At 38.8% G+C, this 16,020-nt stretch carries 18 protein-coding genes and 1 riboswitch; of the genes, 7 read left to right on the top strand and 11 right to left on the bottom strand.

The genetic code is table 11. The annotated features are described in order from the left end of the window. Positions 1-77 precede the first annotated feature (77 nt). Positions 78-1,349 carry a cation:dicarboxylate symporter family transporter gene (locus BW986_RS00220; RefSeq protein ID WP_076364050.1) on the top strand — a complete coding sequence of 424 codons (1,272 nt, stop codon included), beginning with the start codon at positions 78-80 and terminating at the stop codon, positions 1,347-1,349. A gap of 394 nt (positions 1,350-1,743) precedes the next feature. Here the strand turns inward: BW986_RS00220 and BW986_RS00210 are convergent, their stop codons facing one another. Further along, positions 1,744-2,721: a 2-hydroxyacid dehydrogenase gene (locus tag BW986_RS00210; RefSeq protein ID WP_076366164.1), complete on the bottom strand. Its 978-nt coding sequence runs from the start codon at positions 2,719-2,721 to the stop codon at positions 1,744-1,746. A gap of 95 nt (positions 2,722-2,816) precedes the next feature. Then, positions 2,817-4,139 carry an Nramp family divalent metal transporter gene (locus tag BW986_RS00205; protein ID WP_260320463.1) on the bottom strand — a complete coding sequence of 441 codons (1,323 nt, stop codon included), beginning with the start codon at positions 4,137-4,139 and terminating at the stop codon, positions 2,817-2,819. A gap of 451 nt (positions 4,140-4,590) precedes the next feature. Here BW986_RS00205 and BW986_RS00200 point away from each other — a divergent pair, with 451 nt between their 5' ends. Beyond that, complete coding sequence (locus BW986_RS00200; protein WP_076364044.1) at positions 4,591-4,872, top strand: hypothetical protein; 282 nt, start codon at positions 4,591-4,593, stop codon at positions 4,870-4,872. 291 nt (positions 4,873-5,163) lie between these two features. On the opposite strand, the gene BW986_RS00195 is transcribed toward BW986_RS00200, so the two are convergent. The 4 genes from BW986_RS00195 to BW986_RS00180 form a co-directional block, all read right to left on the bottom strand. Next, positions 5,164-5,391, bottom strand: a complete 228-nt coding sequence (locus tag BW986_RS00195; protein WP_397221667.1) for an excalibur calcium-binding domain-containing protein — start codon at positions 5,389-5,391, stop codon at positions 5,164-5,166. A 199-nt stretch (positions 5,392-5,590) separates the two neighbouring features. Then, complete coding sequence (locus BW986_RS00190; protein ID WP_076364040.1) at positions 5,591-6,145, bottom strand: competence protein ComK; 555 nt, start codon at positions 6,143-6,145, stop codon at positions 5,591-5,593. Between the two features lie 460 nt (positions 6,146-6,605). Further along, positions 6,606-6,917 (bottom strand): protealysin inhibitor emfourin, encoded by a 312-nt coding sequence (locus tag BW986_RS00185; RefSeq protein ID WP_076364038.1) that lies wholly within the window; start codon positions 6,915-6,917, stop codon positions 6,606-6,608. A 32-nt stretch (positions 6,918-6,949) separates the two neighbouring features. After that, positions 6,950-8,008: a M4 family metallopeptidase gene (locus BW986_RS00180; RefSeq protein ID WP_076364036.1), complete on the bottom strand. Its 1,059-nt coding sequence runs from the start codon at positions 8,006-8,008 to the stop codon at positions 6,950-6,952. A 371-nt stretch (positions 8,009-8,379) separates the two neighbouring features. Here BW986_RS00180 and BW986_RS00175 point away from each other — a divergent pair, with 371 nt between their 5' ends. The 4 genes from BW986_RS00175 to BW986_RS29935 all read left to right on the top strand — a co-directional run bounded on the left by BW986_RS00175 (position 8,380) and on the right by BW986_RS29935 (position 11,508). Further along, a complete protein-coding gene (locus tag BW986_RS00175) occupies positions 8,380-9,723 on the top strand; it encodes a PepSY-associated TM helix domain-containing protein (protein WP_076364034.1) in 1,344 nt (447 codons plus the stop codon). A gap of 27 nt (positions 9,724-9,750) precedes the next feature. Then, entirely contained in the window at positions 9,751-10,221 is a 471-nt protein-coding gene (locus BW986_RS00170) for a FixH family protein (protein WP_076364032.1), read from the top strand. 175 nt (positions 10,222-10,396) lie between these two features. Next, positions 10,397-10,879, top strand: a complete 483-nt coding sequence (locus BW986_RS00165; protein WP_076364030.1) for a hypothetical protein — start codon at positions 10,397-10,399, stop codon at positions 10,877-10,879. A gap of 461 nt (positions 10,880-11,340) precedes the next feature. Next, on the top strand, positions 11,341-11,508 hold the full coding sequence (locus tag BW986_RS29935; protein ID WP_179085978.1) for a hypothetical protein: 168 nt from the start codon (positions 11,341-11,343) through the stop codon (positions 11,506-11,508). Positions 11,509-11,709: 201 nt separating this feature from the next. On the opposite strand, the gene BW986_RS00160 is transcribed toward BW986_RS29935, so the two are convergent. Next, complete coding sequence (locus BW986_RS00160) at positions 11,710-12,909, bottom strand: phosphoglycerate dehydrogenase (protein WP_076364028.1); 1,200 nt, start codon at positions 12,907-12,909, stop codon at positions 11,710-11,712. Between the two features lie 134 nt (positions 12,910-13,043). Then, a riboswitch (ZMP/ZTP riboswitch) is annotated at positions 13,044-13,122 on the bottom strand. Between the two features lie 148 nt (positions 13,123-13,270). Beyond that, the gene (locus tag BW986_RS00155; protein WP_076364026.1) at positions 13,271-13,702 is read right to left on the bottom strand and encodes an ATP-dependent metallopeptidase FtsH/Yme1/Tma family protein; all 432 of its coding nucleotides are present in this window, start codon (positions 13,700-13,702) and stop codon (positions 13,271-13,273) included. Between the two features lie 148 nt (positions 13,703-13,850). Between BW986_RS00155 and BW986_RS00150 the strand changes: the two genes are divergently transcribed. Then, positions 13,851-14,369, top strand: coding sequence for a GNAT family N-acetyltransferase (locus tag BW986_RS00150; protein WP_076364024.1), 519 nt, complete (start codon positions 13,851-13,853; stop codon positions 14,367-14,369). Between the two features lie 77 nt (positions 14,370-14,446). Here BW986_RS00150 and BW986_RS00145 read toward each other — a convergent pair whose 3' ends face one another. The 3 genes from BW986_RS00145 to BW986_RS00135 all read right to left on the bottom strand — a co-directional run bounded on the left by BW986_RS00145 (position 14,447) and on the right by BW986_RS00135 (position 15,929). Next, positions 14,447-14,863, bottom strand: a complete 417-nt coding sequence (locus BW986_RS00145; RefSeq protein WP_076364022.1) for a VOC family protein — start codon at positions 14,861-14,863, stop codon at positions 14,447-14,449. A 104-nt stretch (positions 14,864-14,967) separates the two neighbouring features. Beyond that, positions 14,968-15,459 carry a PTS sugar transporter subunit IIA gene (locus tag BW986_RS00140; RefSeq protein ID WP_076364020.1) on the bottom strand — a complete coding sequence of 164 codons (492 nt, stop codon included), beginning with the start codon at positions 15,457-15,459 and terminating at the stop codon, positions 14,968-14,970. 80 nt (positions 15,460-15,539) lie between these two features. Further along, positions 15,540-15,929, bottom strand: a complete 390-nt coding sequence (locus tag BW986_RS00135; RefSeq protein WP_076364018.1) for an iron chaperone — start codon at positions 15,927-15,929, stop codon at positions 15,540-15,542. Positions 15,930-16,020: the final 91 nt, after the last annotated feature.

Genomic DNA, 16,020 nt, shown 5'->3' with positions numbered 1-16,020 from the left:
TCCAGTAGGCTGATCATAAACTTGAAATAATCTAAAAATTGAAAGCGCTATCAAATAAACTGCATAGGGGGATTAAAATGAAAAAGTTTGGATTGGCTACACAAATTTTTGTTGCACTTGTACTAGGTATCGGTGTCGGTGCTTTATTCCATGGCAATGAAACAGCCATGGCCATTATGGAACCGATTGGCGATATCTTCATTCATTTAATTAAAATGATTGTCATCCCGATTGTCATGGCTGCATTAGTGGTCTCAATAGCGGGAGTGGGCGATATTAAAAAACTAGGAAAATTAGGTGGGAAGACTCTTCTTTATTTTGAGATTGTCACCACAATTGCCATTGTTATTGGAATACTGGCGGCAAACTTGTTCCACCCGGGGGCTGGCTTAGATACAAGCAACCTTGAAAAAAGTGATATTTCAAAATATGAAGAAACAACAAAGGAGGCTGGAAGCAGTGGCTTTGGGGAAACAATTTCCCATATTGTTCCTCAAAATGTATTTGAATCAATGGCTCAAGCGGATTTATTACCAATTATCTTCTTTTCCGTTTTATTCGGCTTAGGTGTGGCTGCGATAGGAGAAAAAGGAAAGCCTATTCTTGGATTCTTTGAAGGTGTGTTAGAAGTCATGTTTTGGGTGACGAATCTAGTCATGAAATTTGCCCCCTTTGGTGTGTTTGCACTCATTGGTGTAACAGTTGCCAAATTTGGTATCGCCACATTAATACCTTTAGGGAACTTAGTAATTGCTGTTTATGTGACGATGGTATTCTTCGTGTTCGTCATTCTTGGAATTATAGCGAAAATGTCCGGTACAAGCATTTTTGTTATCCTGAAAGTGTTAAAGGATGAACTGATTTTGGCCTTTACAACAGCAAGCTCAGAGTCTGTATTACCAAGGCTTATGGACAAAATGGAGAAGTTTGGCTGCCCGAAATCCATTACTTCATTTGTTATCCCAACAGGCTATACGTTTAATTTGGACGGCTCATCGATTTATCAAGCACTTGCTTCGCTTTTCGTGGCACAAATGTATGGAATTGATCTATCCATTACAGAACAGATTACTTTGTTGCTAGTATTGATGTTAACGTCAAAAGGAATAGCTGGCGTTCCGGGTGCGTCATTTGTTGTTATTTTAACGACACTTGGTTCTATGGGACTGCCGGTGGAAGGTGTTGCGTTCATTGCCGGTATCGACCGAATTTTGGATATGGGGAGATCAGCGGTTAATGTCATGGGGAACTCATTAGCGGCGATTGTCATGTCGAAGTGGGAAGGCGAATTTGACCAGGATAAAGCAAACCATTACGTTGATTCCATTAAACAATCAGACGTAGCATAAACTATATCTATATAAATCATAACGTACGTATTGAGAATCTACAGCTTGAAGCCCTCCTTTTAAGTGAGGGCTTGTTTGTTTTGCAGAAGAAGTAATCATACTAGATATCAAAAATGGATAGCCCCATATAAGGCTATCCATCTTAATTTATGGCTGTTTTCGCATACTTTGTTGCTATTTTCCAAATAATGCGGTGTGGCTGATTTCCCTCCAGATGCTCGCTTTCCACGGGGCGGGCGGTGAGCCTCCTCGGCGTGAACGCCTGTGGGGTCTCACCTGTCCCGCTGCTCCCGCAGGAGTCTCGCACTTCCGCTCCAATCAACCTTAAATCGTTTCGTTTTAAAAACAACAATCTTTACGAAAAGAGCCTAATTTATAAATGCTGTTAAAGAAATCACTTCACCTTTACACCAGCTTTAATCAAGGTAGGCGGAGTTTCTCCCTGCAATCCGGCTACAAGGTTGGTTGCTGCCAGCATCGCCATTTTCAGGCGGGTTTCATATGTTGCGGAACCGATATGAGGCAAAGTGACGACATTCTTCATCGAAAGCAATGGATTGTCTCCCTGGACGGGCTCTTGTACAAAGACATCCAGTCCTGCCGCGTGGATTTCACCAGTTTTTAGCGCAGTGATCAAGGCTTCTTCATCAACGGTTTTCCCTCTTGAACAATTGATGAAGATGGCGGTCTCTTTCATGAGCTTGAATTCTTTTTCCCCCATCATCTTTTCAGTTTGGGGAGTCAGCGGTGTCATCAAGCAGACAAAATCAGATTGCTTTAACAGTTCTTCCAGGGAACAGTATGTAGCTTCATACTTTTGTTCTGCTTCTTCGTTTCTAGATCTGTTGTGATATAAGATGTTCATATCGAATCCAAAACGGGCCCTTTTTGAAACGGCAGAGCCTATTCCGCCCATCCCGATAATCCCTAATACTTTATGATGGACGTCCAACCCAAATGATTTTTCTCCGATATTCGATGTCCATTGCCCTGACTTTACCATTTGATCCATCTCTGGCATTCTTCTCGCTGTGGACAGCATCAAGCCCATAATCGTATCTGCGACTGTCTCATTCAATACCTCTGGAGTGTTCGTGGCCAGGATTCCGCGATTGGACAACTCGGTTATATCCAAATTGTCGTAACCAACTGATGAGTTACAGACGATTTTTAATTGCGGTGCTTGGTCCAGTAAAGTTTTATCCACCTTTAATCCTGAACCTAATATACCTTGTGCGTTCTTCAGCTCTTGAAGAAATTCAGGGTATTTTTGTGAGTCAAGACCTTCAAAATAAACGACATCACAAGTCTCGCGAACATAATCCAACACTCCTTGATCCACTTTCTTATAGATGATTACTTTCGGTTTCATCATTGATACCCTCACTTCCAATAAAGTAGGACCCCACCGGGATCAAATGCAGACACATGTATTTTGAAATACCTCTACCTCTAATCTACCATTATTTAAAAAAAGGTTGTAGCTAATTGAATGGCGGACCAAACCGCTAAAATGGAAGCTAAAGATAGAATGATATTTTCGAACCAATTGTTTTTATATTTTCCCATCAAGCTTTTTTTATTTGATAGCACCAGCATCCCAATTGCGATAACCGGAAAACCGATGATGTTTATTGCATTTACGCCGATTGTCAAGGCGATGAAACCTGGCATGCCGGGAATGGACCAAATGATTGGGGTAACCAATACAAATATCATAACCCATTTATACATTGGATCTTTTTCATATTTGCCATTGTACTTTTCGCGACGATCCTTATTTATTACGTAAAAGGCATCAACTATCAATCTAGGAAAACCAGTTGACTTGCCCACTACACTCGCGAACAATACGCCAAATACACCAAGATAGAAAATGTACCAGCCAAATTGGCCTAACGACATTTGTAATGCCATTGCCAAGTCATCAATCGTTTCCACATGAATTCCATTCGGTTTTAAAATTTCTGCCCCGACAACCCAAATGGCCAAATTAATCACGATGCAAACTGCGATGGCAAACAGCAAATCATTTCTTTGAACCTTTACATGACTCGGTTTCGTCCAGCCCTTTTCCTTCATGAAATATGGATGAACAAAGTTCGAAATCGATCCTGCCACTGCACCGATAATTGAAATCGCCACCAATAATGCTCCATGAACGCCAGTATCACTTGGAATGCTAAAACCAACCGTTCCCTTAATGATTTGCCCCGCATCCGGTGTTGCTTGAATGGCCAGGAACAAGAAGGCAATGGTCAATAATGCCAAAAGCACTTTCATTACACTTTCAATTCTATTATAAATATTCCTGCCAATAAGCATAAAAACTAATCCCACAACTACCATTGAAGCTAAGAATGGCTGATTAACATGGAATAGGGTTGATAATACCTCTCCCGCTCCCTTAATCATATATGCATTAAAAAGATGACCCATTATTAGTGCATAGCCAAACATGAAGTAACCGAAAAACGGATGAATGCGCCCATATCCTTCAAGTATGGTTAACCCTTCTGTGTTACAGAGCTGGAACCGGGCGATAACATTAACGATAAGAAAACGAAGGATTAATGACAGAGCTAGAATCCACATTAAGCTATATCCATAATCTGCCCCGGCTACAGAAGAAGTCACCAGATCTCCGGCACCAAGCCACGTTAACACGGCAAGAATCCCCGGACCATAAGATGTTTTGAACTTCGTGATGAAATTCGGTTTCTTACTTACGACCTCCGGAACAATCACAGTGGATTCAGCAAGGTTTGATTGATTTTTCAAGTTATTCACTCCATTCCAATGAGTAATGTATTCGCTTTCATTTTTTCTAAAGCATTAATACTTTGATAACTCTCGACATACAGATATTGCAATTATGACAAGACTTTATGTCATTTCCGAATTGACATAAAGTATACGCTGCAGGATGTTGTCATGCTTCATGGTGAAGTGAATCAGCTCGTTAAAAAAGCTCCCCCTCCATTTGATTGAATGTTTCGACTATTTACATTGAAATTGTAAGACAATATAAAATGTAAGTCAATAATAATATTTTTTAGTTTCTTTATAATCATTTTATAAAAAAATCCTTGTACCTATCGTACTAGATGACAAATCAAGATGAGCGGTGTTGTTGCAGATTAGAAAAGAAAGGATTCATTACTATACGGATAAGGGATTAGTACAGCGTGCGAATAGATTAATGCCATCAGCGAATAATATAAGCGAAGGAGTGAAATATATGCCACAAGATCATAACAATGATCCATTTAATAATGCCGGGAACCGTAGAGACCCCACTAATAATAATGATGACAACAATACAATTGATAGACCTAGTTTGAACCCCGGATTTCAAAGCGAAGAACGTCCTGTGCCTAATGGTAATATCCCAACAATAGAGGGAGTTGTAAACGTTAAAGAACGTTTTGCTTCGGACCATGAGAGACTTATGAGCAGAATCAATCTTGGTGATGCAATTATAAATCGAGAAAATACACATTTTGGACGGTTTGAAAGATAAAAAAGAGAATTTTTAAAAACATAGTTGATTGGAACGGAAGGTGCGGGACTTCTGCGGGAAAAGCGCGTGCCTGGAGCGGAATCCCAGAACTTGGATCGATTTCATTAAAACTAAACGAGAAGGCCAAAGAAATGACCAATGATATGTTGGAAATACAAAAGACCGCCAATTCGGCGGTCTTTCCAACATTCCTTCCCTTACCTGTAATGGACGTCCTGAGACTTACGATTAATGTAAATCGGCCCAATCTAAAAAGAGACCTTTCATTTAAAAGGTCTCTTTGAATAATCCTTATTTTTCACAAGCGATCAAGTCTTTGTCACGATCGCTTTTTTTATTGGCATCATATAGCGCCTTTGAAACGTGAGGTTTGTATTTCGTTTTTCCTCCTTTATTTTTAACGGAAGATGTACGAGCTACGCCTCCTTTATAGTCTTTATTCAATGCTGTACAGTTTTTATACGTCTTCACCTTTGTTTTGGCACCTGCAACGTCATTCGCGCCAAACGAGAGACCCATAACTAGTCCAAAAGATAGTAAAATAGCAAATAAACGTTTCAAAATATGTACTCCCTTTCCTAAAAATTAACTTTTTACTAATCATAATGTATCATTTCATTTTTTACAATAACTTTATTTCCATATTTTAAATTAAACCCGCTCTCACTCTATCTATTCCGAAAAAAAGACCGCCAATTCAGCGGTCTCATTAATTATGTTATTCCTCCCCTTTCACCCTGTAATGGACCTCCCCAGGTTCTTTGCAAAAGGTGATTCCGCTTCCCGGTTCATAATAAAAGGTCTTTTTGCCTAATGAGCGTTCATGGAAGGTCGTTTGCAAATAGGATGCTTGATCTCTTTTGAAGGCAAGCTGATTTTTACTTAAGTCTACAGGAAGGCAATGTCCGTAGTTTGTGTGGACCAATGTTTCTTTTTCGTTCATTTCCTCTAAGTCGCAAATGTGGATGTAGGAAAACCAGATCCCTCCCCTTTTCCGGAAAGAACGGGAGGAGAACCAGACCATTCCCAGCTGGGCGTTTATGCAGACAGGCAGCCTGTATTTACCGCCAAGCACGGATTTGGCTGCTGCAAGTCCGCCATCCAGATCCAAACCAAAGTGGTTCAGCGTGTTATTCAGGATTTCCAGTCGCGGTTGGTCAACATGGAATGTGTTCTCTCCCTCCACTACCGTGGTCATCTCGACACCATTGGAATCGTAACGCTCCATCATTCCTATCGTTTCCACATTCAATAAATAGTTTTTTCGTATCATCCTTCCATTCACTCCCCATTTCCCTATTCATTTTTTTTGGAGTATACTGGATATAGAGGCAGGTATACTCCTGCTCGCAAGCCCTTAGGTGATGTCTTCCAGGACGTCCTCACCTAGGGGTTTTTATTTCCGTCTCTCGCACTTCCCTTTCAGATATGTCATTCACCTCCATGCGCCCATTATCCTATTTTATGTATTTTTTGTAAAATCCATCTTATTTTACCTCTATCAAAATTCGTTCCCTTTTGTGGCTGCATTGCCTGTTTAATTGGCTCAATCTATTAAAAATCTCGAATTTCCTTTTAAAATCTGCTGCTCAGATCGCTATTTCCTTGTTATTTTGTGTCCATTTAGAGAACAAACAGCCAAAATTCATATAAAAGTGAAATGAAATGACATTTTTGTGAAGTTTTAAGACATAACAAAAAAAGTCTATCGTGATGATAGACTTTTGACGTGGTTATTCTGCCATCTTTTTTTCAATCGCTAAATTCCGTAAATAATCCAATAAGGGCCTTACGTCCTCTGGAGCTGTTATGTCAGTAAACGAGAAAGATTGCTTCTTCTTTTCATCGGCTATATCCAGTTGATATGAAAACGAGTCGAACCCCTGCGCTTTCACTTTTTTACATTCGGCAGCATGAGGAAGGTCAGCTGCCTTCATTAAGTTCTGCAATTCCTCATTTTGCTCTTTCGGCAATTCATCTGTATCTATCTGGCAATTCAAGTCGAGGTTGGCAAATCCCCCTATGCAGCTAAATTTGATATGCATGTTAGATGAGGCCTCCTATTCATGGAATATGACTACTCAGGCAATCCAACCGCTTTAAAAGCATTTTCAATTGTTCCTATGGCTGTTTCAGGCACTTCTCCGCCATCAACAAGTTTTTGCGCTGCTTTGATGACGATTTGCACGAATTGATTGAAATTTGCCGTTGCAAATAAATTCTGCATTGCATTAAACCAGATCAAAGCCGCCTTGTCCGTTCCGATTTCCATGGATGTTAGATAAAAGGCCTTGTTTGGTATGCCGCTATTGATATGGACACCATGATTATCGCGTTCTCCTTTATAGAGGTTCTTCATATGATCAGGCTGAATATCTTTACCCATTAACTTATTGTCAAATGCAGTACCTGGCGCTTTCATCGAACGGAGTGCCTGCCCTTTCAGTGTTGGTCCCATTATATCAGCACCGATTAACCAATCGGCATCTCCTGCCGTTTGCTTTAAGTGAAATTGTTTTATGGCAACTCCAAACACATCCGAAAGATGTTCGTTCAAAGCCCCGGACTGACCTACATACTCCAATCCACTTGTGAACTGCGTAACCCCATGTGTCAGTTCGTGTCCAATTACATCGAGTGAATTGGCAAAATTGCTAAAGATGACCCCATCGCCGTCACCAAATACCATTTCATCTCCGTCCCAATAGGCATTCGTGAACTTATTCCCATAATGAACATTCAGAATAAGATCAAGGCCTTTGTTATCAATTGAATTACGGTGCAAAACATCCTTGAAATAGTCACGCACAACTCCGCTATAATCGTATGCAGCGTTAACAACAGGGTCTGCACTTGATCGATCTCCTTCTTTCCTTGCCTCATTCTGCCGGAGTTTCGTTCCCCCTTTACAATCGTAAACATGTCGGGCAGATTCACCTTGACGTTCAGATCCTGCATCCGTTAAAGCGACAACACCGTCAATATCATATTCTTTAAAAATTCTGCGCCTGCGCATTTGACGGCTTTTCGCTAAACTGATCCGTGCTTCTTCCACTTCATTTTGTGCCAAATTCTCAAGAATATAGTTAGGTACGATGAAACACTGACACCTTTTGGAACAATCCTTATTATGCATATTCGTCACTCCTTTAAAGTTTTTTACGATTTATTCAATTACTTTTTTCAAGGGTGCTGCTTTTCTTCATGCATTTGTCTTCAACATCGGTTCATCCGTACATTGAAATCTTGATGCTCTTCCTATTTTCAACACATTTCTATAGATTACTTTCGCCATATTTACCTCATATCCCTTCATTCCATTCCTACTCTACTTCTTGCTGAAAGTTCACTCCTTAGTTACAGTTGTTCTTCTTAGTCGATATGACCATTTAATCTTTCACAAATACAAACTTCCTTTTTTTTAATAAATTTCATATTTTTCTCACAACTTTCTTTTATCATCTATTATAGGTGAATTTATTAGTATTACTCGGAGGTTCTGTATAAATGGAAACTAAACAACCAAACACCTCTCTATATAGAACAGTATGGAGATGGCATTTTTACGCTGGAATCATTTTTGCACCCTTACTTATTATTCTGGCAGTTACTGGCTCAATCTATTTATTTAAGCCACAGATTGAACAGGTGCTTTATCAAAACTACCAAGAGGTTATTCCGCAAGGAGAAAAGATACCAGCATCCCAGCAGATTGAGACAGTGAAGAAACTTTACCCTGATGCAGTTGTGACAAATTATCATCCTGGAGAAAATGCATCTCGTTCAAGCGAAGTAAGAATCACTTCTAATAATGAGTCACTTACCATTTTTATAGATCCGTATACAGGTAAATCTATTGGAGTGTTAAATGATGAAGACAGAATTATGGATAAAATCGAAGAATTTCATGGTGAACTGATGGCCGGCACCTTGGGAGATAGAATTGTAGAGTTAGCTGCGTGTTGGGCAGTTGTGTTAATTGTTTCTGGTCTTTATTTATGGTATCCCAAAAGTAAGCTAAGTCTTTCTGGTGTGCTTTTTCCAAGAATAAATAAAGGAAAAAATATTTTCAGAAGAGATTTACATGCAGTACCTGCCTTTTGGATAACTGCGGGCATGTTATTTTTAATTATGACAGGATTGCCTTGGTCTGGTTTTTGGGGAAGTAATTTTCAATCGTTAGCTACCAATTCCGGGTCTGGGTATCCTCCTTCCATATGGACAGGAAGTGCTCCAACATCCTCAATTAAAACAAAAGACATTGCAGATGTTCCTTGGGCAGCAGAAAATTTAGATGTACCTATCTCAGATATTCAAGGTTTTATCCCACTGTCCATTGATGATGTAGTCACGATAGCGAATCGTGAGGGTATGCATCCAAGTTATAGCATTAATATTCCAAATGAACCTGATGGCGTTTATACATTGTCAGCTTTTCCACCGAAAGCACAAGATGAAGCGACTATACATATTGACCAATATTCAGGTGCAGTACTAGCTGATTATCGTTATGATCATTACGGTTTAATAGGAAAAATAGTTGCTTGGGGAATTACCTTGCATAAAGGGACTCAATTTGGTTTGATTAACCAAATAATCAGCCTTCTTATATGTTTAGGAATTATGCTTGTTGCATTTAGTGGTTTTTATTTATGGTGGAAGCGAAAGCCAAAAAAAGGATTAGGTGCACCAAAAGCTCCTAATATAAAGAACATGAACTTCTTTTTATTTCTGTTAATAGGTCTAGGAATTTTGTTTCCTTTGGTTGGTTTGTCTCTTATTGTTGTTTGGCTAATTGACTGGTTCATTATTAAAAGAATTTCTGCAGTTAAGAAGTTTTTGAATGCATAATTTGAAATGTAAAGGGTGGCTTTTGCCGTGAAAAAATATATATGTATTACTTTAATCTTTATTTTCAGCTTATTTCTAAGTGCTTGTTCACTTGAAAAGGATGTCACTAATCTATACATAGAAGAAACACCCCTTGAAGCTGAAATAATTATACCAGAATCCTTTTTAGTTCATACACAAGAGACCATGAAGGCTGTTCTCACTCAAGGTGGCCAAATGGTTGAAAACGCAGATTATGTTCATTTTGAGATATGGAAACAAGATGGCTCGCTCAAATATAGTATGGAACAAGCTAAAGAAGAGGGAAACGGTACTTATACTTTAAGTAAAAACTTTGATAGTGATGGCCTATACTATATAAAAGTTCATGCTAGTAACAATGGTTCAATCATTATGCCTCAAAAACAGTTTATCGTAGGAAAACTGTCTGAAAGTGAATTGAAATTCTTGCAAAAAGGGATGCAGAGACAAGAAGAAAGTCATGAACATCATCATTAAGAAATTTATTTGAAATCCGGTTTTCAATGGAAAACCGGATTTTTTATGAACCTGGGAGAATGCATTTACAGTTCTTCACCTTTGTTTATTAAATCATTCTGCCCGTGCTGCATATACTGCTTTAAACAAGGAATCTTCCTCAGAGCATACACAACCTTTAAGGGAGGGCATAGCATTGGTAACTTCACAGGGAACTGCTTCGGTTAGCTTTCCATTCCCATCTGTATGGGGGATCCACTCTTCAATAGCTGGCAGAACGATCATTTGGGGTACACTTGCCATTAACTCCATTATAGATAATAAGGTGGTGGGTACGATTAATTTTCGTGGCAGACCCATTCCGATTAATGGATTTTGGAATGAAAGCACCAAACAAATCGCATTTGATTCACCTTATGCCACTTTCTCTGGCAACTTAACCATAATTGATGATCTACAGAGTAGAATTCGACATTTCATTCTTCAAGGACGTTTTCTTATGAAGCCTCCCTCTTTGCAAGCAGGTGAGACTGGATCGTGGATTGCCACTACTGATATAGCTCTGAATCAATTTCCTGTTAGCGGCAATGCGTATACCGGGCAATTGCCTCCTGTTGGAGCTTTTTTAACATCGAATATCCTTCATCAGCAACAGAATTTTGGGGGAAGAACAATATAGGTAATCCATTCTGTATAGAAAAGGTGTTTAACATAGGAATCGTCTCTGTATCTCATTAGGACGATTCTTTACTTAGCTGCGCTGAATTGAACGTAAGCAAGGGGCACACAGTGACTCCATTGATTCAGGTTCGCAACACTTTGCTTCCTGGCGTTAAGTTGACCGCAATTCTCCCCCTTTTGGGTACCGTTTTGCCTATCTCACTAAGTAGAAATTTATATGAGATAGTTATTTTGGTAGATAACTTATGAATCCATTAACTCAAAATGAGTACAAATGGAATATAGATTGACATCATTTTCCCTGTACTTCATACTATAGTAATATATAGAAGTGACAGAATATTTAGTTAATTAGGAGGGTGAAACTATGAAATTAGCAGATGTTCTAGCAGAAAATGATTTTCCAGTGGCTCAAGTGCTTGATGTATTAATATTTGAGGATAAATGGGAGGATGACCTATGACTAAGCACAGAATCCTTTTAACCATTCCAATTTTACTGTATGGAATTTACATATTTGTTGTCATTCAAAACGATAAGAACATTCCCCTTTATTTGCATCTTCTATTCGCACTCTACTTGATGTTGTTTGTACATTATGAAGAAAAACCTGATGTGAAACCATGACAGGTTTTTTATTGGAGAATTTCGATGCTTAGCAATTCGTGATGAAAGAAGTTTTGTTCTCAATTGTTCGTTGTAATCCCTAGGTTATGATTACCGTATTTTTTTCAAAATTCATTAACATTGCCTAAAAAAAAGCCCCAACTCCGGTAAGGAATTGGGGCTTTCACTTATTATTTGAGCAAGAAAGTCTTCCTGTTCAAATTAGATAATGCGAGTTGTAACGATGCCTTCGATTTGTTTGATTTTTTCTTCCAAACCAGGAATGATATCGCCGTTTACTTCACCGTCAATGTCGATGATCGTATATGCATATCCCCCACGGCTTCTGTTAACCATGTCAGCGATGTTCAAATTAAAGCTTGATATAGCCTGTGTGATTTGCCCAACCATGTTCGGAACGTTTTCGTGGAAAGTTGCCACACGACGGTTTCCTGTATAAGGAAGGGAAGTATTTGGGAAATTCACAGAGTTCTTGATGTTCCCTGTTTCCAAAAAGTTCTTCAACTGACGAGCTGCCATGATGGCACAGTTTTCCTCTGATTCAAGCGTAGAGGCACCAAGATGCGGAATTGGAACGACATTGTTCATTTTCAACACGTTTTCATTCGGGAAGTCAGTAATGAACTTGCCTACTTTTCCGCTTTCAAGTGCAGCTTGCATATCCTCTTCATTCACTAGCTCGCCGCGTGAGAAATTCAAGATATGTACGCCCGGCTTCATGATGCTGAATGTTTCTTGGTTGAACATTCCTCTTGTGTCGTCCGTTAATGGAACGTGTACTGTAATATAATCAGATTCTGCAAACAATTCTTCAATCGTCATGGCGCGCTGTACATTGCGGGACAAGTTCCAAGCTGTATCAACAGAGATGAACGGGTCAAACCCAATGACATCCATGTCCAAATCCAGGGCATCATTCGCTACAAGTGCACCGATCGCACCTAAACCGATTACGCCAAGAGTTTTCCCCTTGATTTCTTTACCAACGAATTGTTTCTTTCCTGCTTCAACAAGCTTTGGAATTTGTTCTCCTTCGCCTTCAAGCGTCTTTGTCCAAGCCACACCTGCAAAAAGGTTACGAGATGAAGCCATTAATGATGTCAGCACCATTTCTTTTACAGCGTTTGCGTTAGCACCAGGTGTATTGAAAACGACAATTCCTTGCTCGGTGCATTTATCGACCGGAATATTATTGACTCCAGCCCCTGCCCTTGCGATTCCCTTTAACTGATCGCCGAATTCCATAGTATGCATGTTAAAGCTGCGAAGAACGATCGCATCAGGGTTTTCACTGTCATTGTCGACTTTAAAATCGCCTTTATTGAATACATTCAGCCCGCTTTCGGCAATGTTATTTAACGCTTTGATCGTTTTGACTTTTTCTAAAAGTAATGTGCTCATTTTGTTTGCTCCTCTTTCATGATAGTTTTGAAATTTCAAAATACTGACAAGATTTTTAAGCCCATGAAAATCTGCATACTTTAATCCTTCACTATCTGTTTAATATACAGAAAGAGGCAAGGGATAAAATCCCTTACCTCTGCCCAGGCGAACGGCTACGACACTATGTGTTCCCTCACGGTTATCCGTGTTTCGCCAGTTGCACATAGTCTTTTTCATTTATTTCATTCTATCAAACTATTCAGCAATCTTCAATATCATTTTAAAGGTTTATCTCTTTTTTTGCAGAAACGGCAACTCACCAGAAATATCGACCAAATTTACAGTTTTATCTCCGAAAATTGGAATATATCGACGAATTCTATCTTTTTATTACAACTCTAAAAAGTAATAAGACTAAAAACAGGATGAAAATGATTACGAACGGTATGGTCGTTGTTAAAAGGGTGACCCATCCACTTGTCTCTTTGTCTTCTGGCGTAAACTCAATTTTTTCTATGTCATGTCCCCTTATGGCGTGATTCATTCTATCTTGCCAAATTTCACTATTCGGTACAGATGCGATAAAGTATTGATCCTTTTCATATCCTACCAGCCGACCGCTTATTTCATAAACACTATTTTGTTGCTCCACCTCTAAAAATGTCACTTTCCCATCTTCTAAAGTTGTAAAAAATTCATCTTCAGTTAATTGCTCAGTCGGTTCTTTGTCATTATTAAAAACCAGCACAATCCCAAATGTAACCAAGAAGATTAATAAATAAAATACTTTACTACGGAAAATCCGCTTCATCTAATACCTCTCCCACAAAAACAAACTACAGGCAATAGTATCATATATAGTTAATTATTAACAATTAAGCTATCATTGTATCACTTGCAAAATGGATAATATTAGTAAAAAATAGGAGATATAGCAAACTTAAAAAGGAGGAACCAATATGCTAATAAGAGAGGCAACAGTGACTGATGCTGAAGGCATAGCAATCGTCCATGTGGATAGCTGGAGAACCACATATAACGATATAATGCCGAGTGATTTTTTAGATAATCTGTCTTATGGGCAAAGGAATGAATTATGGAAAAAGAATATATCCAGTGATGGGAATTATGTTTATGTTGCTGAAAACAGCGATGGAAAAATAGTTGGATTTATTAGTGGCGGGAAAAGGGAAAAAAATAAAGTTGAGGATTCAGGTGATTTAACTGCGATATATATCCTCGAAAATTCCCAAAGAATGGGGATAGGTAAGAAACTCATCAAAGAGTTATTCTTTAAATTCGAAGAACTGGGATTAAAGACAATTTTTGTTGAGGTGCTTGAAGATAATGAATCTCGATACTTCTATGAGGCATTTGGTGCTGAATTGCTTAAAACCGAAAAAATCAAAATGGCTCGTACTGAATTGAATCTATTGGTTTATGAGTGGAAAGACATTAGCCCAGTATTGTACGAATGAAATCCAGATAAGATCGCTTACTTAACACTTCAAAAAAAGGCACAATCCTTCACGAAGGATTGTGCCCTGCATTTAATTTAATTTTGATTAAATCCGCTTTCGTCCATGTAAAATACTTCCCAAGAATGTCCGTCGATATCCAGAAAACTCCAACCATACATGAAGCCATGATCTATGGCTTCATTGAAAGGCTTTCCGCCAGCATCCAGTGCCCTATTCACGATTTCATCGACTTCTTCCTTACTTTTAACGGACAGGGCGACGATGGCTTCCGTACTCGCTGCAGAATCCGGGATTTCTTTCTTGGTAAACGTTTTAAAGTAATCTTCCACCAATAACATGACATATATGGACTCGCTGATAACCATGCATGTTGCATTTTCATTGGTCATTTGCTCGTTAAACTCAAAGCCGACCTTTGTGAAAAATTCTACTGAGGCATCCAAATTTTTAACAGGCAAGTTTACAAAAATCTTTTCTGCTTTAACTCCCATCCCATTCACCCTCGCTTGATTTATTTGTTCACTCACCTACTATTCGCTGCATTTTTCGATTATCCTGCTTGCAGCATAAAAGGAGAGATCACCATAAAATCTTTCTACTTCAAATAAACACTCATGATTTGTGTTTCGTTACTATTCGCTTGGGTGCTATTTGTTTTTTCCAGTTTTTCAACTAGTTCGCCGTTCGTGATAACAATCGGAGTTACAATGCTTGGAGCTTTGGATTTTATAAAATCGATATCAAATGTTACAAGCTTGTCTCCCGCTTTTACATTTTGCCCTTCTGCGACATGGACTTCAAATCCCTCACCATTAAGGTTAACTGTTTCCAATCCAATATGAATCAACAATTCAATGCCATGCTTCGTGCGGAGGCCTAGTGCATGTTTAGTATGAAAAACCTGGATTACTTCTGCATCGATTGGAGATACGACCAGTCCCTTCTCAGGAAGTATCGCTATTCCGTCCCCCATCATTTTACCGGAAAACACCGGATCCGGAACATCTTCAATGTTTATTACTTGTCCATTAATGGGAGCAAGCAGCTGTTCCACACTTTCTTTTTTACCGAATAATTTTTTGAACATACTATTTCCACCCTTCTCTTTCAGTCTTGAATCTCACAATCATATGTTAAATATTTGATGAATTCTGATAATCATTTCCGTTATTTTTTCTTTTTTGATTTGCCTTCCGCTTTCTTCTTTTTGTTCTCTTCCACTCTAAATATAACCATCTCGGTTATTAATTCATAAGGAATTGGCTTGTTAAGCGGAAACTGAACGGCCCCTTTTGAACATTTATATTCCGTTAAAGCAGATTCAAACGCAGAGATTGCGCTAGGAGTTGGATAGAATCCTATATGTTTTTTATAAGCAGCGAAATGTACCAGATTTCCATATAAAACAAAGGTAGGCATTTGATAGCTTATCTTTTCCTCTGCATCCGGTGCTGCATCCTTTATCACTTTTCTCAACGTTAGTAGTATTTCCTGAACTTTTTCGGGAAATTGTATAATATATTCATCAATTGAATGAAATGTATTGGTTCCTTCCATGATCTCTCCTTTCTAAAACCAAATGATTAGTCATCCATACCTTTAATATAACATTTTATCCCTCCACTATCATGTTCCGTTACCTTTAAGG

Source organism: Peribacillus simplex, assembly GCF_900156045.1.
In the GTDB taxonomy this organism is placed as follows: domain Bacteria; phylum Bacillota; class Bacilli; order Bacillales; family DSM-1321; genus Peribacillus; species Peribacillus simplex_D.
This window is presented reverse-complemented; position numbering and strand designations above follow the sequence as displayed.